The organism is Paenibacillus sp. Leaf72, from assembly GCF_001422685.1.
GTDB lineage: Bacteria > Bacillota > Bacilli > Paenibacillales > Paenibacillaceae > Pristimantibacillus.
In genome coordinates, this window is record NZ_LMLV01000034.1 from 117,139 (window position 1) to 138,506 (window position 21,368).

Below are 21,368 nucleotides of genomic sequence, written 5' to 3' on the forward strand. Positions count from 1 at the left end.
TCTATCGCGAATATAATTGTAATATGATTATGCAAAATGAAAACCTTGGCGCATTAAAGCCAATGATTTGTCTCAATATCATCCGCTGCCGTTACGCCATATTTAGCACGAATCTCATCGAGCTCGATTCCGAAGTCCGGATTCCCCTCACGAATACGATCCTTGTAATTCCGTTCTTTAAAATAGAAGATTTTATCAATAATGGCTGCGTCGAGATAATCGGAAATGACAAGGGCCTTTCCTGGATCAAGCCGGCGTACTTCATCAGGAGTCATGGCTGAACGCTCTGCATAAGATTGCATGCGTTTGTCAGGCATAAAGGAAAGAAAACCTCTTGAGACATTTTCTTGTTCAATGGTAGCAGTACCACAGAACTTCGAGGCATATTCGCATGACACAAGCGATAAACCAGATAAAAATATTTTCGTTTTTAAGTTATTCAATAGGTTGTCTGCTTTATCTTCGCCATATTTTTGCTTTAATTGTTCTACCCCTTGCAGGCCAATGGCCAGACCCATACGCCTAGAGCGTGCTGTTGCAGCGACTGTATCAATAATAGGGATTATTCCTAGGTTAGCGAATTCATCTAAAAAGAACATGACGGGATATCCATCCATAATATCTTGCAACCGCTGAAACAACTGTTGGTAGATAACGGCCATCAAAGGAGCTGCGTACAGAGATTTTGTTTCGGGTACAGATATAAATAAGACTACCGGCTTTGTATTTTCTTCAGACATGCCGTATCGAAGCTGAGAGGGTTTTATATCGTGCCGTTCTGCGAACCTAAGCACCTTGTCATCCATAAACAATTGCATATTTGTTGCAATTGTTACTTTAATACTTGCAAGGATTTTTTCACTTCCAGCAGCTTGTTTGAATAACATATATTCGCGCTTAGCTAGCGGAACACGATTAAATAAATCCTCCATTTCATCCATACTTAAATAGAGGATTTTTTCTAATGCCTGACCGATTCTTGGGTTATCAGCCTCCATATGTTTTTCATAAAGGAACGCAGAAACTAGAAGTGGTAAAGACATATTCAGCCATGTAGAATCACCACCAGATTTACCCTGTATCTCAAATGCAAGGCCACCATTCAATAAAATGAGCTGAGCTACCTCTTTAATCTCTGCATAATCTTTTGCAACAGCCAAAATGTTATAACCAGGATAGTGTCGCTCAAATGGCGCAAGCCTTATCGTTTCGAACCCGCGAGCTCGAAGATCCGGACCGGTTTTCCAATACAATTCTCCTTTTGGATCTGTGACAACTGCCGATGTACCGGGCTCCAGTTCCATAAGATTAGGGATGAAAAAAGTACTGGATTTACCAGAACCGGTAGGCCCAATAAGTCCAAGATGCTCAAATGATTTTTCTTGCTTCATTTGTGCCTTCTTACCAAGTACGAATCCGCCCTTCCCTAGAATTGGACGTAACGCCCTCTTATCTTGGACCGTAGCGGAGCCTTTATTATTTTTCCCGAGAAGTTTTGCTAACAAATTTCATCATCCCTTTTCTTGAATTTTTCCACAGCAAAAAGGCGTCTGCAGCAGATTCTCCTGGCATTGCTTGCCATTGAGAATCCGCTTCAAACGCCTTCACTGAGGTAGCTTGATTGGAATTCATGATATACATATTTGTATAGATAATATCATACACCATGTTGGGATCAATGAATAGGTTACTCTTTACTGTTCATTCGGATGCGATGGTGTAGGTTCTAATCAAACCAATAGACATGGATCATTCTCTCAAGTCAACCCCATATTCCTCTATTCCTATGGAAATTATTTTTTTGTATGCTGTCCAAGCTTCTGTTGAATACGTATTTAGCATCCGAATGACTTTTGTATATTCAACTGGGAATGATATTCTTAAATTTCTATCGATCTGATAATGATTCGTTTTATCGATCCGATCAATGTAGTTTGTGAAAAGCTCGTCCATTTCTCTAAAAAGACGAAGGATATTTTGTTTTTCACTTTCCAGCTCCTTATTGAAAAACAGATATGTAGGATCACCATCGGTATGTTTAAGTTCTGCTATCATGTCTGTAAACCTTTCATGAAAGGAGTTGCCGAAGTCCGTTTCATCGCAATAATACTTCATTTCTTGAACAGGTAATATCTCGACCAGTTTTTTAATGAGTTTTACATCATGTAAGCGAAGTTTATTATTTTGCAACTCCTCTTGTTCCAATTTCACATATTGCTCCCTAGCCCCGTGCAACTGTTTTTCATAATAAAGAATTTGTTTATCGTATTCTTGTTTCAACTTAAGCCCTTTCGTTGATATATATATAAAAATCCCGATAAAACAAACAACAATGAAATATAAAATGGCGATTAGCAATCCCCAAGAAAGTTTCGAATCTAAAAAAATTCTGATCGGTCCTGGTTCACCATTTTCTCCGAGGTGTTCTGTTGTATACATAACGATACCAAAAAAAACGGCTAATGCACTTATGAAAAACAGGCTGCTTTTGAAAATTTTCACAAGATTCTGCCACTCCATTTTACTACCATCCCCCATTTGCAATAATTCTATTGTTAAAAATTAAATAAGCGTCAGTCAAGAACTAGACAATCAAGTTAAGACCAACGCTGTTTAATTCGAATGTATTCCTACTATTATCATGAAAATAACAAATTTTTGTATGTCTCAAGCAATGTGTCGTAAACGAGATCACCATGGCCTCTTTTTGTTTTTATATGAGCGATTTCGTCTATAATAACTTCTGCAAGTAAATCCCTTTGTTTCGGCAAAAACTTCATAGCCGCATTGATACTTTTGTTATTAAATTTAGGGGTTATGTTGGATTGTATTATCGCAGCGGTAGAAATCCAAATTTCATTTATCTCCGGAAAACAGAATCCATATTTATTTTTAAACCTTACTGGATGGGGGATAAGAGATTCCCTTTGTGCTAATTGTTTTTCATCAAAGATTAACCAGGTAACATCCTCCTCAAATGTTTCACCTATTTTCAGCATCACTTCCGGAATTTTGATCTCTAACAACGTTTTATACATCGCGGTTACACCATCAAGACAACTAATGTTTGTGTTCATTTCCTCAGTTCCTTTCCTATATCTGTCCTTAATATCATATAACGTTTTTACTGCATTTTCCATGTTAAGAATGAAAAGATGGTACTATTTAAGACGGTTGATGCCAGTGTTTTTTCCTCGTTATATAACCAGATGCTGAGAGCAAATGAGGATCAAGTTAATCCTTATTCCGGTGATTACCCTAGAATCTTTTTTTAATTCGAATTTCTTCAAACAAAAAAGGAGTCAGATTTGGTAATTCCAAATCATGCTCCTTCTTGCCATCACTGCGATGACTTTCTTTTAAGAAATTTTTGAACGGTCCATTTAATGCCATTCATTAGTTCTAATATGACCACCGTTCCAATCAGCATGATAAACATAAGTTTCACATCTATTTTTATATCCATGATAAAAGAGAGGAACCAAACGCAGGTCAGGTAAGCAGCGTAATTACTGAAATAGTCCCATAATCTATCCTTCAACCATTCTCTATTCATAAATAAACAACTCCCTCTCCGTTATCATTAAACCACATTACTAACTTGTGGAATGAGATAATAGCCACTCTCTTTAGAAGCTTGAATTGGCTGTATGCTTTGAAGCATTCGGAATTCGGTGCATTGTTTATCGTATTTTTTCAATAGCATGGGAACGATGTCAGGAGCTATTTCTGGTGTGAAAGAAATACCTGGATTTATGAATACGGACCATTGTCTTTCCAAAATGCCTTTATTGATGTAACTAAATAGGGCTAAATCTGTATTCTCAGATTGAGCAAGATCATGTGAATGAAACGTACATAATATTACTTGCTTATCATCAAACTGGCTACCCATGTAAGCGGGCTTTCTGATTTCGATTTCCTCAATGAAATAATCCTTCTCAATAAAAACACTATCTCGATCATAAAAGGCATGGCCGCGGATAAAATTGAACGGAATGCCTTGAGCGATACAAGCCATTGCCATCGTCCGCCAAGCCTGGTAGGCTCTTGCGTAAGCAGTACCTTTTTCTTTTAGCGATTTGTTCTCAAGCTTATTGATAAATTCTTTGTACGTATAAAATAAAATATCATACCGTTTATGAGGAAAGAACTTCAGCTTTTCTTTAATCTCATGAAGCAGCTGGAAGTTTGGTTTAAAACTGACGTTATATACATCTTCGATATGATCACGCAGCTGTATGGAAACCGGTTTGTTTTCGATTTCTTGAAAGCAGGCAAGTAAAGTCAGCTCCCCTTGCACCCAATATTGATGTACAGTTGGGACCTTCACATTCAAAAATTCTTTACCTGTTCCAGCGATCCATTGTTGCTCTGAAATGTCACGAACATCTTCATTTTCTAAACGAATGTCCGCAAGAATTTCAACCACTTGAAAAGTCATGGCATTTACAACGACTTTAAGTGAAGTTGAGCGCCCATTTATAAGACGATAGTCAGCTGTTACTTCAAGAAATGAATCTGCAGCTGCGCGTTCGTTGTAACGAATTAAGTAGTTATTGGTGTATTCAAATACTTTCATGATCATATCCCCTATCTGATAATAATATATCAGAAGTGAGCTGATCTCCATTCATTTATATTCAGGAATAAGCGGCCATTGTGTATCCGAAATTCCTATCCTTTGGAGTAACCATTCCATAAGCAGATTGAAGTTCTCCAAAGGCGTTGAGCTCCTTAGTAAAACAAGATACCGGAATAGAGCTCTCGTTCCAGTATCTTTCGTTTATAAGACTTATGAATGATTCCTAATAACTTGCTTTTTCGATTGCTTGAAGGCAATCGCGAAATACATCATTTACCCTGTCCGCCGAAAGATGATTAAGGATTTCAGGATTGTAGCCGCTAGTAAAATCGAAAGTATCGCGGAGTCTTTCCAACGCATGAAGTAGTTCGGGAGATGCGGCCATTAATCTAGCTATTGCCTCAGCAGAAGATTGTTCTTGCTGCGACGTAATATTAACCTCTGCGATTTTGGAGCTCAAATCAATTTCCGCTGTAAGCCTTGTTTCCTGATATGCTTCAGGAGTGGTAGGTTTTAAGGCGCGTATAATAGTTGGAGTGCCCGGGTCAACGGACCAATTTTGTCTGTTTTTCATATAAAGTTGCCTCCTAAAATTAAAAAATGGAGAAGACTGAAGCTCCCATTTCGAACCTGCAGCTCATCTCCAACAAATCATACACCCAATCGGTAATTTTACAAATCATGAGGAAATGAATTTAATAATATCATTCCATGTTGCTAGTATAGTTAACGTAATCATAAAAACGAATCCAATAAAGTGAACCCAAATCTCTTTTTTAGATGCGATCGGTCTTCCACGCAGCCATTCAACTAGAATGAGAAAAATACGTCCTCCATCAAGTGCGGGAAGCGGAAGCAGATTGAAAATAGCTACGTTAAGGTTCATGATACTGACCCACATGAAAAATGTAATGATATCAGATTGGCTCGCTACATCATAACTCAACTTCATTACGCCGGCAGGTCCAGAAACGTTATGAAGTGAAAGCTCACCAATGAATAATTGTTTTAGGCCATTAACCAAAATAGTTGATTGATGATAAGTTCTCTCTAAGCTTACAGCGATGATACGTAAGGGATTGTGCGTCACTTCAGGTTGAACGAATCGATATAAGTCGGCGGATACAAGAACCTTTTTATTCTCATCATCACGTAAAATCTCCATTACTGGAGTTGTTGGACTATCACTCCATTTCTTAATTAAATCATTCCAAGATTCAACGGCTTGTCCATTCAAAGAAAGGATCTTATCACTTGATTCCAAAGCATGGTTATTTTCAGTAAGTAAGCTTCCTATAATTGGTTCGTTGTTAGGTACCCCACTGTATGCGGTTATTCCTAACGTAATGAAAACAGCTAAGATAATATTAGCTAATGGACCAGCTAATAAAATGGCAATCCGTTTATGGGGCTTCTTACTTTGATACATTCGCTGATAAGGAAGAATCGGAATCCGTTGACCGTCATTGGCAATAATGCAAGCATCTTCTCCATAATGCACCGCGCATTTTGTTTGATCACTCACTTTTTTCAAATGTATAAGGGCTTGAGAATGGTCAATGGATTCTACAAGGAATGAAGAAGATGCATCACTAGTATTTTTCTCATACAGTTCAATAATTTTTTGATTTTGAAAACGAATTGAAACGACCCGGCCTTCTAATCGTAATTTTTCTTCTACACCTGCCATTTTGACATATCCACCAATTGGAAAAAGCCGCAACGAATAAAGTGTTTCGCCAATTGTAAATGAAATAACTTTTGGTCCCATTCCTATTGAAAATTCATAGCAAAAAACGCCAGCTCTTTTGGCCATGATAAGGTGACCACCTTCATGAATCGCCACCATAGTGGTAAATAGTAGTATTACCGCGAGTATTGATAACATTTGCACCGTTCCCCTTTTACCTGAAGAAATAAAAAAACTTCCGTTTAGCTCCCGTAGTCAAAATTACAACATTAAAGTTCTAAATATTTTGATGATGATGAGGTTTTAGTCCCGGCTTCGATTAAAGTATATGACGTGGAAAAAAGGAGCTCTGTAGAACACCATAACTAAACATCATCATCAAAACCATCTTTAATTTCTTTCTTAAACCTATTACTTAAAACCATTAGGAGCAGATCAGGCTGCCGTTATCATCATATGTAGCGCGGCTTAAGCATCTTAATTGAAAATCTATACAGTAGTCTTTTCTGGAAATAAACAATCAGCAGCCAGTTATCTACCTCAGATAAAGTATTACCCTGAGAAATAATAAAAACACACAGAGCCATACAATTTAGAGTCACAACCACTTCAATTTTCTCAACAGCATGATAAAAAGACTCCAGATTCAGATTATCGTTATCCACAACCAATAGGTGCATAAAAAAACGTCACCTATTAAAATAAAACGTAGGTTCGTGTTTTTCCTTATAAAAGTTTGAAGTAATTGGATTACAATAAATAAGGACATCGGGTTGTACTAGGAAAGTGCTCAAGTTCAATGTTTCAAATTGACTTTTTTCCAATGGTCATTCAAGCAGCTTGCTAAATCCTTCATTATTCTTAAGGAGATTGAATAAGCAACTTGATTTTCATAAATCGTTAGCCTCCCCTTATTAAATTGCTCAGTCCACATGATCTCTATTTTTGCTATGTCGGAACGTAATTTCTTTTGAATGGTTTTAGCATGAATGACCTCCTTGATACGGTCAGGGTTAATGCCATCTTCTCTGGCGTGTTTCTGTACATCCTCTAAATTTTTTGTGAACAACTCGTAACCGATAGAAAGAGATTCAGCTAAGTTTTTTTCAGCAGCTTCAGCGATCTTTCTAAAATAAGCAGATAATTCATTGAGCTGACTCTTTTGCTTAATCTCGGCATAAACCATGGAATGAAACGTCGTATTATCACTTAGCAGCCTTAACGTATTGCAAAAAACGGAATACGCCATTTCATAGCCAAGTTGCTGATAATAATATTCCATGACAGCTGCCAGTTGTTTTTTGGCATCCATAGATATAGCGTCTGCAACAAAACTGGCCTCGTCTAATTTTTGGGACACCCAAAGTAGAGCACCCTCACTCTCGTAGGCACCTTTTTCGGCAAATTCAGGTTGAATACCATTAACACGAACATACCATTCTTCGTTCGAATTTTGATTTAGTTCTAACACAAGATACTTAGCCGCTTTTTCGATAATGTCCTTCATCTCACCAACCGTGCGGATATTAAAATGCCCAGATACCCTATTTTGCGAGGAACCCGCGAGCATGTTTTTCAGCCTGCCGGTATAGGTTTTTCCTGGCAGGGAAACCAATTGTGCTAACATATCAAGAACAAAACGCTGTACACGGCGATCATCGACTATGAATGGAGCCTCTGATAAGAATTTATAGTCTTGAACGTATTTTTCTGGTTTAGCATCAGAATAATCAACCAATTTAGACATATCCATAAACAAACGGTCTGCTTCCTGTTTTAAGATGCCCGTATAGGTGAACTCTGAAATCAATCTTTTTAATGCTGAAAGTGAAACGCCTAGCTTACTTTTGATTTCATTTCTGGATAAAGGGATTTCTCCATTGTAAGCGGCCACTCTCCCAAGTAACATCTTAAATTTGATACCAAGCTTCGTATCATACATCGTTTCAGACGCAGCAAATAGGCTGGTAGAATGTTTCAAAAGGAACTCCTTCCAACCCGTACAACCTTGGAAAATTAGGGTAAATCAAACTAGAGGTTTTGCTTTGAAATTCGAAAAAAGTTATGTTACAATAAAGGTAACTGTTTTTCGTATTTCTTGCAAAACCCTACCCACTTCCTTCTCATAGAGGCGGTCGCTCAAAACTCAACCTCACTGAGAACCCGGTACGGGTTTATTTTTTTGTTCGGATCTCTATAACATTTTGTAATCTAAAAAACCGTACACGCCGAATAGCATGTACGGTCAGTAAACCCATTCCAAATGGGTAGGTTCTGGCCACAACATCATTCTTTAAATCGAATAGCAGCGCGCCATTTTCTTTTTTGTTGGCACACGTATCCCAATCCATGAATGAATCATGCTAATCAAATCATCCTGTTCCAAACATGAATTAAGCGCCTTTCGATTCTGCATGATGTTGAAATTCACGTATCTTCGATATATAATAGAGATACAAATTTCATATTCATGCCAATCAGCGGAATCCTCCTTGGTCCAACAAGGGGGATTTTTGCTATTCACAGTAAAGTACAGGAACTTTAGTCGAAAATTGAAAATCTCGTCAAAATTCGTCTTGAGGACAATTATACCAGTGTCGTTTTTGTAATTCAAGACATACATATGGGAATAATCTTTTTTCGCACTCCTACTTATCCTCAGATATGCCCTTCGCCCACTAATCTATCCACAATTCGAAGACTTTACATTCAGTTTTTCGAGTAACATATTCACATGGTCGCATCTCTTCATTGGATATTTCCGATGCTCCGGGCAGCTACAAATCAGCTGTTCTAAATCGATCATATATAGATGTAAATTGCTTTCATGCCATAGATAATGCTCTGGGCCGACTTGTTCCATCCAACCAATGCTCTCACTTCCGCTTTTCTTATTAACGATCCAGTAAAGATGGTTAGCTCGATTCCAATGCTTTAATGCAAGTTCTTTCAGATCGGCAGCCTTTTTCAAAATATCATGGTCATTGTCTATTATGTTTTCCACATCCTTATTAGAAGATGCCAGAATACATAGATCTTCGGCAGGGGTATTACCCTCCTCTGCACTCAATTCCAGCGTATAATTATGGATAAGATTGAGCTGATTCCAGGCGATTTCAAATAAATCAATAGAATCAGCCGCTACTTCACGATCAGCTTCAATTTGTTCGACAATATCTGAATGTTTACAAGTAATATCGATGCGTAAGATCTCCAATTGGTGAATGATTTCAAGTAATTCAATTAATGCACAATATACAGCTCTTTCAAAATGGGATTCTCTTATCCGTTTTGAAACTTCCCAAATAGTCATGCCAGAAGGATCTTCAATAGAAATTCCTATGCTCATTGAATCCGGAGAATGTGCAGCTGCAAAGCTAGCTTTATGCCTTAAGTTTCCGAGTTCCTTATTCTCATAAAACCGGAGTTGACGATTCATTGTGCTTTTCTCCCTCTCTTAAATAGATTGTGATGGATAAATTAATCGGTATGATCGATGTCAAATTGTACATCAGTTACTAACCATTTCTTATCGATTTTCTCGAATGACAATCGGCCAGTCATTATTTGATCGAAGTCCTTATTCGTATCAGTCCCCTTCTCTTTATAATGAACCCAAACAACTGCAGAATCCTCGTCGATTTGGATATCTTCTGCTTTCACATTAATATCGTAAGGAATAATGGTCATTTTCCTACCGGTAATGATCATCTTTGTTCTTTCAGCGCCCTCTTTTAAGCTTTCTTGAAAACCTAACGAATACAAATCTAAATTGCGATATCCAACATATTTGTCGTCTAAATAAGAGGCTGTCCGATAGGATGCCACAACTTTAGCTGCAAGTGATTCCAGCGACTTCAGGTCATTTGGATCGGACACCGAATCTCTCCCAGGAATTGTTGGCTCTTCAGGCTTTATTTTTATCGGGGTGCTAATGGGTTTAACTGCCGGCACCGTTGTCTCACTATTGTCCGAACTTACAGCTGGCAAACTGTCTTTGTTACTGTTCTTTGTTGCTGTAGAAGGCAAAGGACCTTGTAAGGCACAACCTGTTGTGAAAAGAATAACTGAAGTTGTTATCGCAGCAAATATAATACTTCTTTTCCCCATACTGCATCTCTCCTAGGCGTACAATTTTTTAATGCAAAAAAGAATGCCTTCAGTGGGCATTCTTTTTTGGAAGCACAAAAGGTCTTTTCGAAATTGGCCTATCTTCAGGTGATAAAGCTTGCAGCTCAGAAGGGCTTATAAAATAGGAATGAACGGGTCCAGAACCCATAGTGAACATCTTATTTTTATCATGTTGCGGAACAATAGTTCTTTTTCCCGTATTAGCGAATCTTCCTGCAATCATCATATAACCTCTTCCTGAAGTTTTTTTGTAGAGGTAACGGCCTACTTTAACTTATCCATATACGTTTTAAGCTCGTTAGGTATGATTAAATCCGGATCATTATCCTCTGCAGCTTGCTTCAGCTGATAATTACTACTTCTCCCTACCTTTTGTATGCTTTGATATGCGACTTGTACTGAAGATGAATAAAGTTCAAGCATGCTTTCAGGTATAACGGAGGTTTTTCGATCTAATAGGTGAACGCCCTTCATAAAATGTTCTGCATGAACTACTGGCAGCCAAGAACCTTTTCCAGAAAAATAGGATGTCAGTTCTATGCTTTGAATCACACCAGAACGGGTGCTTATATTCTCAATCGTTTCAAGCAAAGTAACTGCTGGAGAAAGAGCTAACCAAATTCCAGATCCATATTTTTCACTCCAACTTAACATGGACCATTCATTTTTAATAATCAAATCATTCAAGCTCGGCATTCGCCGCACCTCTCTTATTATGTAGTCATCCATTATATTCATTTCAGCTTGCAAACCGTACAAGAAAGTGCCGGCCGCATGGCAGAACCATTGTTTAGGAGCATGCCTGCTGCTAGGTTGATTAGCCAAACGATAACCGCGATCGTTATGACCAGGCAAATGGAGTAAAAAAAGTAGCTGCATAAATTGTAATACATGATTTACATATAGTCAAAATAATAATATAATCAATATCAATAAGACATATCAAATCGGTGTTATTAGGTATTCAATGAAGTACATTCGATTCTAAAATCCCTCAGATTATAAGGATAAAACGGTTGACGGGCGCCATAAGGTCTGTGATAATTTGGCCTTTTTACCCGGTTTGTTTTTAGCCAGAGATATGCGCAGTATTTTAATACTGCGCATATCTCTGGCTTTGATTCGTTTGTAGTGCCTCATTCTATTCTTAATCTTCTAATTGAGCCGGCCTGAATTCAAACAAAAAAAGAACGTCGGCTCTCGCGGCAAGAGACGCTTCGTTCTTTTAGTTGTTTCTATCTTTATTCATTTACTCTGATTATAATATGATCCTTCGTTTCAATCCTTACAGACCAAACACTTTCTAACTCCAGCATCCATGTAAGTTCTCCCACTTCCGCAAACGTTGCATTTCATTCTGTCAATTCCGGCAAAAAATTCAGCCCATGCCTTCTTCGCTTTGTCATAGGCTTCCTTTCTCAATTCAGAATTACTTTTTACCTCCACCACTATTCCCCCGTATCATCGAGTTGATTACCGATATGCAGCCGCAGCCTCTCTTCGACTATCTAACGTAGAAAACAGCAAGTATGTGCTTAAATACAACGTGCTCATATGGCTCTTGTATCCACCCGCCAAGGCTTTACACGGTTTACAGTACTTAAGTTACAATGACCAGTCAATTTTCCCTTTGTCTTGAGGAGCGCTTCTTATTAAGGTGTATCTAACCTGGAGGGCAAAACATCGAATTCATTGACGTGATACCAGTTGTAGTTTTCAATATCAAGCCACCGAGCTAGTAATGAATCGTCAATCTCATAGATTTCTGAATGTTTAAAAAAATCCTGCCGATTAGTTTTAACTACTTTAGGATATTGATGAAATAGAATTGTCGAGATCCCGTCCGGAATCCCTTTCATTAAAAAAAAGGGAAATGGACTTAATTGCCCCGAACCAATGGCACGTTCACTAAGTTCAATTTCAATTTTTGAAGGTGGAATTCTAAGATTTACATAGATTTCGAGACGCCCACTATCCATAGTATCTTTTATGTTATTTCTTTTTTTTTCATTCATGAACTCAATCAATTGATTGTTTGCCTTTGCTCTAATGTTTGCAGGTATACTACGATCAAAAATGATTTCATTCATTCTCTTTAAGCATAAGTCATCCAAAAAAATCATTCCTTTCCGTGGATAGTCTGCAATCAGGAGTCCCTAGTATAATCGATCGCAGGATAGTTAATCTTCAAATACTTTCAGTTCGTGAAATTCTTCTGTCTCACCAATTGCAAGCAGACAATCATTCGCTGCAGCAATAAAGCACTCCGGCTTATAGGGGTACTCATTCATTAATTGACCATTTAGAAACAAACCAACTCATGCACGCTCCCTATTACAATATGTTGTATCAGCGTTAAGTCGGAATGCTAAGCTACTCCAGTACGGCAGTTGATAAATTCCTAATCATTTCTGCCACTTCCTCGTTATTGGTCTCTGCCCATTCATACACCGCATCCAATATCTTATGTGAAGGATTTTGACCTTCGTAAACGGATATTACAGCCGTCATATTGGGGTTTCCAAGGATTTCGTCTATTTCCATATGCCCCACCCCAGCTTTTAATTCCTGCACTTGTTTTGCTAATGATTCAAGAATTGACTTTTCTTTACTCATTCTTTCATCTTCCTTTCTTTTTGGAGCAAGTCCGCAACAAAGCTAACTCCTTTTTTGTATTCATATTTTTCAGCTTAAATAATTTATTTATTTCCTACCAACGAACAGTACCTTTTGACCATTTACAGAATTGGGCTAAGGAACAGTTGCCTATTCTTCCAGTTGAGTCGATATAATTTACTCCATTATTGTCGTCGAATCCTGTAACCTTTCTGGTTTTATATTTGTCCCCCTCCTGCCCGTTATGAAATATTTCTCCCTTAATTACCGCTGCAGATTTCATGTTTTTTTTCCTCCTTATTAATATCGATTATATATGCTAATAAATGGTGCAAAGCTCCGCATTCAGGCCATGGATTTGCAAAGTGCTGCTTTCCAAAATCTCTTGCTCCCAAGAGCTTAATTACTTGAGCCATCCAGATGGCGCTTGCTTCAAATCCATCAATCTAACTCCAAGGTTACAATAATCGACGAACTCGTTTCTAGGTGAATTCCTATCGAGTGCGTTTTCAGTGTTCACATAAACCTTGAACGCTCCATTATTTCTTACTACGAAATCAATACATGTAGCTGCTTGATAATCAGTGAGTTCACCTGATGAATCTATTTCTCCTTCTTCACCAACCCATCCTCTGACAATTGTGTCTTCCGGCATTGTTTTTAATTCTTTAACTGACTTAATAAATGTAAGATCCATCTTTAAACACTCCTATCGTATAACTATGCTGGATAGACATTAGTAAGTTTAAAAATATCTAAATTTGAAGCATATGTTGCATAACAAACTCTTGGTTTCATCTGCACTTCCAAAACCTCGTACCACTCTCCGCTTATCTCAATTATGTCACCAATTTTAGGCTTATAACTTAAGGTTGATATAAACGATTCTTTATGGTGCTTGTGAAACATTTTCATTCCGTAACCCATGTCATCTTCACCGTCTTTTTATTGAATTAATCATATATTGAAATTTCAGAATCAGTCACATGCTAAATTTTCCCGGCGACAGACAACCCGCCGTCATCATCCTCTTCTACATAAACTACGTATTCGTGAGCAGCTAACTCGGGTAGTTCTTCCAATGTGTCGAACAAAACAGCGTTGCCAATATTATCTGTAAAGCAATCATCGCCGTATTTTGCACGCATATACTCTTCAGATCCATTTGTGTCCATCGCTACCGTATACTTACGTACTTTCGGCTGCGATGGGATAATAATTGGAGTCCAATGTGTGTGATAGTCTGGCCAATCTGCGTCAAGAGGAGATCCACAATAGGGCGGTTCTTGAATCGGGAAAAACCACCACAACACGTCTCCTAAATCATCATGCCATTCATCAAGTGGCCGTGGTTTCGTTGAATCCTCCAAATGCAATAAATTTGTGTGCATCTGTGATAAGTCATTTTTCAATGGAGTCCCTTCGCTTTCAGCGACAGGATTTTGCAAATCCCCCCAATGTCCGTTACGCTTCATTATCTCAATAACTTCACCCGCATAAGGCTCGTCTCTGTTTATAACCAAGTAGGTATTTTTTGACTTGCCAATCGCTGCACGATTCATATTGAATTCCTTCAAGATGTTTTCAAGCTCTTGTTGCCGGAATACGTCTAAAAACCGTAGGACTTCTGAATTTTTTAGCACCGTGAATTTAAATTCCATATTCTAAACCCCCAATTGTTTATTAATTTCGCTGAATGTGACTGGATCTCCGATTTTCGAATCGACCTTAATATGAGCAACAGCCAGGCGTACGCAAACTGCTGCACTTCTTTTGACAACTGTGTAGCTAGGGACAATGAATAGGATAATGGTATGACAGAAGCTTTTAGCTTTGCAAGTCAATACGCCATATGGGAAAAGAACCTTCACCTGGCTCGCTTAACGCGTAGCAAGAACCTTCCGATCCTACATCTTCAGGCGCTTCTTTATACCATTTGCAATAATCTTCCTGAACCATTTCTAGAGCCAACTCTTTATCCAATTCAATAGCTTTGCATTCTTCTATGGCGTCTTCTAAAAAAAGTTCTGCAGAAGCATAGTCCTCTTTCGGTGCAACAATATCGGTCTCATAACCGTGATTATCGAAAACCATTAACCCCATTTTGCTTTTGCTCACGTTGGTTTCCTCCACTTAGTCTTTTACTTTTCCCAGTATCCTATATAGCCAAGTACCGACAATAGAGCAGCCTTGCAAATGGCCTCAGGAGCAGTTTCCCCTCGGGCTATAACCTCATCAAATTTAGTTGGGTCAGGATTACTTACTCTGCACCAATAACTCCATCCTGTCATACCTTTAAAGCGCTTAATTGTTACTTCATGCTCTAGTGCCTCCACTACATCCCATACTACTGATTCGTCAGTGGAATAACCCTTTACAACATGATAAGCGCCTTGATTGTCTTTGTACTTTGGTAATTCATGTGACCAATGTACTTCAAGCATTCGCAATACTAATTCTGCAACTTTCGCATCGAGTTCTTTTCCAGGAATCATCGCGGAAACTTATTCTCTTGTCATTTTGTCATTCTCCCATTTCTTATTTCCAAATCGCTAACTGTTTTTTTAAATTACCTTTTCTATAATGGTAATTCCAGCGAAAAGGTGACTTAATTAGCTCATACCTTTCAAGACTACAAGACTGATGCCGGCATTTTTGTTTAACTACAGTCGGGTGGCTTTTCATAAGTTGATTTACCTCCCTTGATTTCAATATTTTGCGCTATTCCAAGTTCAGAGAGAACACTTTTAGCTTTTGCAGATGTCGCGTATGGATCTTTATCTGCAAACATCTTCAGTGCAACGATAGCTTTTTCCCTCTCTTGCTTTAAATTATTTATTTCCTCATTGAACGCATTACATATCCTTTGCAGCTCTTCACTTTCTTTGTTCATTCCGGATGAATGAATAACATTTGTTAATCTGGCAAAATCTCTAGTGAGTTCTATTTGTGTATTTGGTTCCAATAATTCAACCTCCTCATGTCCAATGTGATTAGGAAAATATCAAAGGACCTTTCCATTACCAATCAAATCTGGTTCCAGCATATGGAGAAGTCGGTCTGAAGCTGTTGATGTCCTCTGACCTAACACCCACATTAATCGCAGTATCCTACTCTAAAATTTTCTTATATTTGGATTTTATCATAATCTATGAAAAACAAAAGAACGCCTACATATTTCTAGTAGACGTTCTTAAAATTTAATGATGAAGTGAATCTTACATCTCAAACCACATATACAATTTCCCCTGTAACTTTCCTTTGTCTATTTTATATTTTCACTCAGAAACTTCGCTTGAATTTGCGTAAATTGTAGTGAAAGCCATGATATCAGCCCAACCACCCATGATTAAAGGTTCTCTTATATACTTTCTATTAGGGTACTTTGAACGATTTGCTTCAAACGCTGCTATGATCTTTTTGCTTTTAACAACGCTGTATACATTATATTTTCCGCGATCTATTTGGACGTTATTACGATTTATGAATACATGCGAAGAACGAGTAAAGGTATGACAAAGCAGAACTTCGTCTGTCCGCTGATCGATATAGTACAGCCCTTCTTTCAAATTTTCTTACCTCCTAATGTTCAAGCGTATTTAGACATGTTCTACAAACCAAGCAGGTCCGTCACTCTGACCGTGAGGTATTGGTCCTCAAAAATACCCTAACTGTTTTTGAAGATCCGCGATCTGTGATTCAATCTTATGTTTTACCAGCGCAACCGCTTCAGTCTTAGCTGCTTCAATTTCTTTATTTTCGAGCTTTTTAGATAAATCGATAAAGCTACAGCTCATCAGCCATACATCTGGTGCATAATCTATATGCCTGTGTATCATGATGTCTATTTTGCCGATAGTAGCGCCCCATGCTGTAGGATTGATTTTATCTTTGTTGCGCTGACTATATCTGGTTACGTCTATCCAATTCAAATTCTCCATTTGGTTCCCGTCCATTCAGCACGAAATTGTTCAACCGCTCAAAGCATGCTTTCATTACTTTCGCATCCCAAAGTGCATGATGTTTATGCTCGTTTTCGGTCAATAATAATCCACCGTTTTGGGCGAATTTTTCCCAACATATGTCTGGATCAATACCATACATCATGAATAGATTGCGAATGTCAAAAGGGTTGCTATATACATTTCTTGGGATATTGAAGGCATGTCCAAACAGTTGATTAAAAAGTACCCAATCATATGACAAGTAGTCCGACCATACTTCGATCATATCGAATTTTCCCAGCCACTCACTGAGTTTTATTCGAATTAAAGCAGTATCACCAAGATAGATAGCATCAGTATCTGTAACACGGTAATAATGTTTTCGCTTTGGATGAATGATGAGGTTGTCGATCACATTTTTCTGTAACCATTCGTCAACATGGCTCTTATCATAATTCGTCAATTCGGCATAAAACGTTTGCCCATCTTCCGTAACAAGACCGATGCTAATAAGCGTCATGGACTGGTGCAGCATTGTGGATTTTGTATCTAAAAATACTCGGGTCATTTGCTTTCTCCTAGTACGCTTCATATTCAGCTTAGTTCATTAACCAAGGTTTCGCACAGCGCTGCTGCTTTACTTACAATTGGATTGTATCATTCGGATGAAGACGTCTGAGGCCAACAGACCGGGCTAAGCCAGAGATATAGGGAGTACAATCAATATCATGGCCCGCAGCAGTCTAGCTCCGCATCTTGCCTCCTAGTCTATGGTGATGCTTGCACCAATCGTGCTCTAGCGATAGGACCACCAAGCTCACGAGATGCAGTTTCGCAGCCGTTTTAGTCTTCAACCTTATTTATTTGCTCAAGCTGCACATTCGGAAGAACATTCAGGAGCCATGTGTAATTATTTTTGGGGAGAAAATGTTCCAACAGCCTCTTGTATAGCAACATTGAAATCTTCGTTATTGTATAGCCGCGCTACTAAAAACCCTATCACTCCGATGATTTGATCCGTATTAAGCTCTAATAAAGATTCAATAGTTTGCTTATTTGCTTCATTCGGTACATACTTTTCATTTTTGGCATCCATCCAACGCTTGTCTCCATAATGAAGCATTAGCTCCAGCAGCGTCGCTTGAGACTGCTTTTCCAACCCTGAAAGTATATCCACTATTTTCCCTTCTTCTTCACTCAGCTTCTTGTTCAGCATTTCCTCCATCATTTCAATCGAAATTTGCTTATTCATTCATATTCCCCTTTAAACCAGATTTAATATAACCTGCCTTTGTTTTGCTCATATTCTTACAATTGGATCTTATCATAATCTGTAGAAAACAAAACTTATCCATCTATGCACGATTATCAATGACGATCGTACGGGATAATGGTTTCGAACGCTCTTACTCCGTTGATAACATCAGTCCGAATTTGATGCATCTTACGAACTGCTTTAGGCTCTAGCTGAATCTTGCCGCAATCTTCATATAAGCAGATTAAAGCAGGAACATTAATAATTGTAAATTCCCCTTCCTTTATTACCCGCTCCACATCCGTTGTCCCATTCGACTGTCTAGCCCCACAATGAGTACAATACATTCGGCCTCCTCCTTTCATGAGATATGAAATCATTAATAAAAGAAAAAACCGGTAACTATTATTAGCTACCGGTTTTCTTGTGTATGGTTTTATTTTTCAAGTTGTCTTTTCGGATAAACGCAAATAAACCGCATACCTTTGCCAGGGACCGGTTTATTAGTTCGGATACTGTTGATCAAAACACATTTCCACATTCAACATTGAAATATCTCCTGAAGAAATAAATCTGCCCGGTACTCTTGCCAAAAACCCAATGATGGAAAACGTGGTTTACACAAGACCCATTTTCTACTGCACTTCAAGCAATTAAATACTGTGCATTTATGATGTAACTCTTCAGCATATCCCATGATACGATAGATGATGAAATCGGCTAAAAATGAATTTAAAGCCTCATATTTTTGTCCAGAATCAAACTCATTTACCTTTGGCCATAAAGAACAATAACACGTTTGATCAGGTGCATGTATAATTCTAATTATTGATTTTGTATGATTATATTCTAAAATGAAGTCTGCTTCAGATAAGGATATCCACTTTTGCCATCTTCCATCCTTTTCCTTCACGCAGTTCAAATTGAAAGGTACGAATGGTCCGCTACTCCGGATTAACAATTTGCTGTCCAATCGTTCTGTGACGTCAAAGCGTAGCCCTTGATATTGGACAACCCAATTCGTACTCCCAGGCTCACTTAATACGAGCATGTATTTTCTCGCTCCTCCTATGTTTCAATTCATCCTGTATTTCAAATGAAATATTATAAGATCGCATCACATTCTGAAATCATAACAGTCAGTTCCTCAGACAAATCTCTTACGAAAAATTCTTCTAATGTTATACCTTCCGAATCTTTATAAACACGCACCTCTGGTCGTTGCGGGATATTACGATTATACCCTACGACAACACCGGTTTCTCCAGTGTTAAGGAGTACAGTGACTCCTATTGGATATAGGGCTATACTGTGTTTAAATGCCGTTACAACATCAATGTCAAAATGCGTATGGCTGCTTGCCCAAATGATTTCCATCGCCTCATGCGGAAGCATAGCAGGTCTATAGACTCGATTCGTCGTAAGTGCGTCAAACACGTCGGCTACTGCCATGATTTTAGCATATAAGTGTATTTGATTCCCTTTAAGCCTTCTTGGATACCCTGTGCCATCCAGTTTCTCATGATGCTGATAAGCACAGTGAGCTGTCACTACTGAAATACCAGGATCTTTACGTAAAAAATCAAACCCAAACTCGGTATGCTTTTTAATTAATTCAAATTCATGAGCATCTAGCTTCCCCGCCTTCTGCAAGATTTCTTTTGGGAGGAATAGCTTTCCTACATCATGTAACAAACCACCAACACCAATTTCAAGAAGTTGTTTCTGATTGAAACCCATTTTTATTGCGATCGCAACAGTGTACAAGGTTACATTAAACGAATGGGTAAACAAATAGTGATCCTTTATCTGGATATGAGTTAGCAGCCGCATTAAATCTTTATTTCTTTGAATCTCTTGTAATAACAATCTAAATACTTCTTTAAATTGATTAACGATTTCGCAACTGAGCATAGCTTTACTTTTATGTATACCCAATTTAATTTCAGTAAATATTTTTTCAATCGTTTGTGTAGCTTTAATGCGCTGACCCATTGGAATTGAATCTTCCACCATCAAATCCTCGGTTATTTTATCTCCACCGATATAGAGAGTCGTTACATTTAAAGATGTAAGTCGATGAATAAATGTCTCAGTGAGTTCAGCACCAACTCCAAGCAATAAATTTCCATTATCCGTATAGATGGGTTTGGCCAACTGCATGCCTGGCGTACATCTGTCAATCGACACTAATCTCATGTCTTTTACTCCGTTCTATTGTTGGTATTATCCTAACAAATACCGCAAATCACATTTCTTCTGTGGTTCACGATTCGAGCGTCATTTGGTTTGCCAATGAAAATCCCAGTTTCAATATAAAATCCCCCTACAAATGTAGAGGGATTTTTTAAAGTGATTGTTTACTCGCTATATATCGCTAATGCAATAATACCACTGTAATTCATGGTTTACAATTACCCAAATGGGTAATTGTTTAATTTAAATAGATAGACTAGGAGAAGAAACGTCACAATAGCGGCAGCTGTCTCCTCCATCGCCTGAATACCCATTGTGCACTGAGCCCCAAAGAACAAGCAACGTATGGCTATTGCTACGCTACGATCTTAACCATTTTCCAACATTGTAGTCAGCTGCGCTCATTTAATCTCACAGTTCTTAATTCCATGCTATTGCCTACATTCGAAAATAAATGAATCGATTAATTGTATCTCCAACTACAACAACACATTATCGCTCTATATTTTTGTGTTATTTGCAGCATAATTGAAGTATACACCAAGTGATATCAACGTTAAATGACACTTATACCATAGGCTAAGTGCCCTCCACGATCATCAAAATCTACATTATCCAATATTCGTTTGTCACCAAAAATGCTTATAACCTCAGTATCATTTGGCAGGAAGGGAATCATGTATACTGGAATCAGCATGATTGTTTGGCTACTATTAATCTTATATGCTGAAAATCCTAACCGTTCCAGCTCATCCTTGCTAAAAGATGAAAAATCCATGTTTAAATCAAAACCATTCATAAATCGTTCGAAAGCTTCCTTCAACTGTCCTTTTAATTTTTCATCATTCCAATTGTACTTTTGCCCTAAGGCTACAATGTTGATCAAGTAGAACATATTCTCTCTCAATAATTTATAATCCATGGTCAACTTCCTTTCAATTTTGCTGGTAA

Annotated in this window: 26 protein-coding genes; all 26 read right to left on the reverse strand. The window is 38.1% G+C overall.

Translation table 11 applies throughout. From position 1 onward, the window contains the following. Positions 1-53: 53 nt before the first annotated feature. Entirely contained in the window at positions 54-1,505 is a 1,452-nt protein-coding gene (locus tag ASF12_RS29595; protein ID WP_056042347.1) for a type IV secretory system conjugative DNA transfer family protein, read from the reverse strand. Between the two features lie 244 nt (positions 1,506-1,749). Further along, positions 1,750-2,520, reverse strand: a complete 771-nt coding sequence (locus ASF12_RS29605) for a YrzE family protein (RefSeq protein ID WP_056042352.1) — start codon at positions 2,518-2,520, stop codon at positions 1,750-1,752. Between the two features lie 119 nt (positions 2,521-2,639). Continuing rightward, on the reverse strand, positions 2,640-3,077 hold the full coding sequence (locus ASF12_RS29610; protein ID WP_056042353.1) for a hypothetical protein: 438 nt from the start codon (positions 3,075-3,077) through the stop codon (positions 2,640-2,642). 506 nt (positions 3,078-3,583) lie between these two features. Continuing rightward, entirely contained in the window at positions 3,584-4,582 is a 999-nt protein-coding gene (locus tag ASF12_RS29620) for a hypothetical protein (protein WP_056042355.1), read from the reverse strand. A gap of 226 nt (positions 4,583-4,808) precedes the next feature. Further along, positions 4,809-5,159, reverse strand: coding sequence for a hypothetical protein (locus ASF12_RS29625; RefSeq protein WP_056042357.1), 351 nt, complete (start codon positions 5,157-5,159; stop codon positions 4,809-4,811). Between the two features lie 105 nt (positions 5,160-5,264). After that, complete coding sequence (locus ASF12_RS29630) at positions 5,265-6,473, reverse strand: M50 family metallopeptidase (RefSeq protein ID WP_056042358.1); 1,209 nt, start codon at positions 6,471-6,473, stop codon at positions 5,265-5,267. A 598-nt stretch (positions 6,474-7,071) separates the two neighbouring features. After that, positions 7,072-8,256 (reverse strand): hypothetical protein, encoded by a 1,185-nt coding sequence (locus ASF12_RS29640; RefSeq protein ID WP_056042362.1) that lies wholly within the window; start codon positions 8,254-8,256, stop codon positions 7,072-7,074. 702 nt (positions 8,257-8,958) lie between these two features. Next, the gene (locus ASF12_RS29650) at positions 8,959-9,714 is read right to left on the reverse strand and encodes a reverse transcriptase-like protein (RefSeq protein ID WP_056042365.1); all 756 of its coding nucleotides are present in this window, start codon (positions 9,712-9,714) and stop codon (positions 8,959-8,961) included. A gap of 41 nt (positions 9,715-9,755) precedes the next feature. Beyond that, positions 9,756-10,385 (reverse strand): hypothetical protein, encoded by a 630-nt coding sequence (locus ASF12_RS29655; protein ID WP_056042367.1) that lies wholly within the window; start codon positions 10,383-10,385, stop codon positions 9,756-9,758. Positions 10,386-10,434: 49 nt separating this feature from the next. Beyond that, positions 10,435-10,632 (reverse strand): hypothetical protein, encoded by a 198-nt coding sequence (locus tag ASF12_RS29660; protein WP_155973548.1) that lies wholly within the window; start codon positions 10,630-10,632, stop codon positions 10,435-10,437. A gap of 38 nt (positions 10,633-10,670) precedes the next feature. Next, positions 10,671-11,102: a hypothetical protein gene (locus tag ASF12_RS29665; RefSeq protein ID WP_056042371.1), complete on the reverse strand. Its 432-nt coding sequence runs from the start codon at positions 11,100-11,102 to the stop codon at positions 10,671-10,673. Positions 11,103-12,058: 956 nt separating this feature from the next. Further along, positions 12,059-12,496 (reverse strand): hypothetical protein, encoded by a 438-nt coding sequence (locus ASF12_RS29670; protein ID WP_155973550.1) that lies wholly within the window; start codon positions 12,494-12,496, stop codon positions 12,059-12,061. Between the two features lie 283 nt (positions 12,497-12,779). Next, on the reverse strand, positions 12,780-13,022 hold the full coding sequence (locus ASF12_RS29675; RefSeq protein WP_056042374.1) for a hypothetical protein: 243 nt from the start codon (positions 13,020-13,022) through the stop codon (positions 12,780-12,782). Between the two features lie 94 nt (positions 13,023-13,116). After that, on the reverse strand, positions 13,117-13,305 hold the full coding sequence (locus tag ASF12_RS29680) for a hypothetical protein (RefSeq protein ID WP_056042376.1): 189 nt from the start codon (positions 13,303-13,305) through the stop codon (positions 13,117-13,119). Between the two features lie 120 nt (positions 13,306-13,425). Next, positions 13,426-13,719, reverse strand: coding sequence for a hypothetical protein (locus tag ASF12_RS29685; protein ID WP_056042378.1), 294 nt, complete (start codon positions 13,717-13,719; stop codon positions 13,426-13,428). A 292-nt stretch (positions 13,720-14,011) separates the two neighbouring features. Beyond that, positions 14,012-14,683, reverse strand: a complete 672-nt coding sequence (locus ASF12_RS29695) for a hypothetical protein (protein ID WP_056042382.1) — start codon at positions 14,681-14,683, stop codon at positions 14,012-14,014. Positions 14,684-14,849: 166 nt separating this feature from the next. Further along, positions 14,850-15,140, reverse strand: a complete 291-nt coding sequence (locus ASF12_RS29700; protein WP_056042384.1) for a hypothetical protein — start codon at positions 15,138-15,140, stop codon at positions 14,850-14,852. A gap of 23 nt (positions 15,141-15,163) precedes the next feature. Next, positions 15,164-15,517, reverse strand: coding sequence for a BC1872 family protein (locus ASF12_RS29705; protein WP_056042385.1), 354 nt, complete (start codon positions 15,515-15,517; stop codon positions 15,164-15,166). A 164-nt stretch (positions 15,518-15,681) separates the two neighbouring features. Next, on the reverse strand, positions 15,682-15,987 hold the full coding sequence (locus ASF12_RS29710; protein ID WP_056042387.1) for a hypothetical protein: 306 nt from the start codon (positions 15,985-15,987) through the stop codon (positions 15,682-15,684). 313 nt (positions 15,988-16,300) lie between these two features. After that, entirely contained in the window at positions 16,301-16,591 is a 291-nt protein-coding gene (locus tag ASF12_RS29715) for a hypothetical protein (RefSeq protein WP_056042389.1), read from the reverse strand. A gap of 87 nt (positions 16,592-16,678) precedes the next feature. Next, positions 16,679-16,963 carry a hypothetical protein gene (locus ASF12_RS29720; RefSeq protein WP_056042391.1) on the reverse strand — a complete coding sequence of 95 codons (285 nt, stop codon included), beginning with the start codon at positions 16,961-16,963 and terminating at the stop codon, positions 16,679-16,681. After that, positions 16,926-17,534 (reverse strand): 3'-5' exoribonuclease domain-containing protein, encoded by a 609-nt coding sequence (locus ASF12_RS29725; protein WP_056042392.1) that lies wholly within the window; start codon positions 17,532-17,534, stop codon positions 16,926-16,928. Before ASF12_RS29725 ends, ASF12_RS29720 begins: the two co-directional genes overlap by 38 nt. A gap of 342 nt (positions 17,535-17,876) precedes the next feature. Further along, positions 17,877-18,218 (reverse strand): hypothetical protein, encoded by a 342-nt coding sequence (locus ASF12_RS29730; protein ID WP_056042394.1) that lies wholly within the window; start codon positions 18,216-18,218, stop codon positions 17,877-17,879. 116 nt (positions 18,219-18,334) lie between these two features. Further along, the gene (locus ASF12_RS29735; RefSeq protein WP_056042395.1) at positions 18,335-18,568 is read right to left on the reverse strand and encodes a hypothetical protein; all 234 of its coding nucleotides are present in this window, start codon (positions 18,566-18,568) and stop codon (positions 18,335-18,337) included. A 757-nt stretch (positions 18,569-19,325) separates the two neighbouring features. Beyond that, positions 19,326-20,420, reverse strand: coding sequence for an HD-GYP domain-containing protein (locus tag ASF12_RS29745; RefSeq protein ID WP_056042399.1), 1,095 nt, complete (start codon positions 20,418-20,420; stop codon positions 19,326-19,328). 553 nt (positions 20,421-20,973) lie between these two features. Next, entirely contained in the window at positions 20,974-21,339 is a 366-nt protein-coding gene (locus ASF12_RS29750) for a hypothetical protein (protein ID WP_056042401.1), read from the reverse strand. Positions 21,340-21,368 lie beyond the last annotated feature (29 nt).

Coding starts and splice junctions, on each gene's coding strand:
- ASF12_RS29625 (WP_056042357.1), bottom strand. CDS start 5,159: ATGAAAAACAGACAAAATTGGTCCGTTGACCCGGGCACTCCAACTATT.
- ASF12_RS29745 (WP_056042399.1), bottom strand. CDS start 20,420: ATGAGATTAGTGTCGATTGACAGATGTACGCCAGGCATGCAGTTGGCC.
- ASF12_RS29750 (WP_056042401.1), bottom strand. CDS start 21,339: ATGGATTATAAATTATTGAGAGAGAATATGTTCTACTTGATCAACATT.
- ASF12_RS29605 (WP_056042352.1), bottom strand. CDS start 2,520: ATGGAGTGGCAGAATCTTGTGAAAATTTTCAAAAGCAGCCTGTTTTTC.
- ASF12_RS29720 (WP_056042391.1), bottom strand. CDS start 16,963: ATGGAGAATTTGAATTGGATAGACGTAACCAGATATAGTCAGCGCAAC.
- ASF12_RS29655 (WP_056042367.1), bottom strand. CDS start 10,385: ATGGGGAAAAGAAGTATTATATTTGCTGCGATAACAACTTCAGTTATT.
- ASF12_RS29685 (WP_056042378.1), bottom strand. CDS start 13,719: ATGGATCTTACATTTATTAAGTCAGTTAAAGAATTAAAAACAATGCCG.
- ASF12_RS29725 (WP_056042392.1), bottom strand. CDS start 17,534: ATGACCCGAGTATTTTTAGATACAAAATCCACAATGCTGCACCAGTCC.
- ASF12_RS29730 (WP_056042394.1), bottom strand. CDS start 18,218: ATGAATAAGCAAATTTCGATTGAAATGATGGAGGAAATGCTGAACAAG.
- ASF12_RS29620 (WP_056042355.1), bottom strand. CDS start 4,582: ATGAAAGTATTTGAATACACCAATAACTACTTAATTCGTTACAACGAA.
- ASF12_RS29660 (WP_155973548.1), bottom strand. CDS start 10,632: ATGATGATTGCAGGAAGATTCGCTAATACGGGAAAAAGAACTATTGTT.
- ASF12_RS29670 (WP_155973550.1), bottom strand. CDS start 12,496: ATGAATGAAATCATTTTTGATCGTAGTATACCTGCAAACATTAGAGCA.
- ASF12_RS29735 (WP_056042395.1), bottom strand. CDS start 18,568: ATGTATTGTACTCATTGTGGGGCTAGACAGTCGAATGGGACAACGGAT.
- ASF12_RS29695 (WP_056042382.1), bottom strand. CDS start 14,683: ATGGAATTTAAATTCACGGTGCTAAAAAATTCAGAAGTCCTACGGTTT.
- ASF12_RS29665 (WP_056042371.1), bottom strand. CDS start 11,102: ATGCCGAGCTTGAATGATTTGATTATTAAAAATGAATGGTCCATGTTA.
- ASF12_RS29610 (WP_056042353.1), bottom strand. CDS start 3,077: ATGAACACAAACATTAGTTGTCTTGATGGTGTAACCGCGATGTATAAA.
- ASF12_RS29705 (WP_056042385.1), bottom strand. CDS start 15,517: ATGATTCCTGGAAAAGAACTCGATGCGAAAGTTGCAGAATTAGTATTG.
- ASF12_RS29680 (WP_056042376.1), bottom strand. CDS start 13,305: ATGAAATCTGCAGCGGTAATTAAGGGAGAAATATTTCATAACGGGCAG.
- ASF12_RS29675 (WP_056042374.1), bottom strand. CDS start 13,022: ATGAGTAAAGAAAAGTCAATTCTTGAATCATTAGCAAAACAAGTGCAG.
- ASF12_RS29650 (WP_056042365.1), bottom strand. CDS start 9,714: ATGAATCGTCAACTCCGGTTTTATGAGAATAAGGAACTCGGAAACTTA.
- ASF12_RS29630 (WP_056042358.1), bottom strand. CDS start 6,473: ATGTTATCAATACTCGCGGTAATACTACTATTTACCACTATGGTGGCG.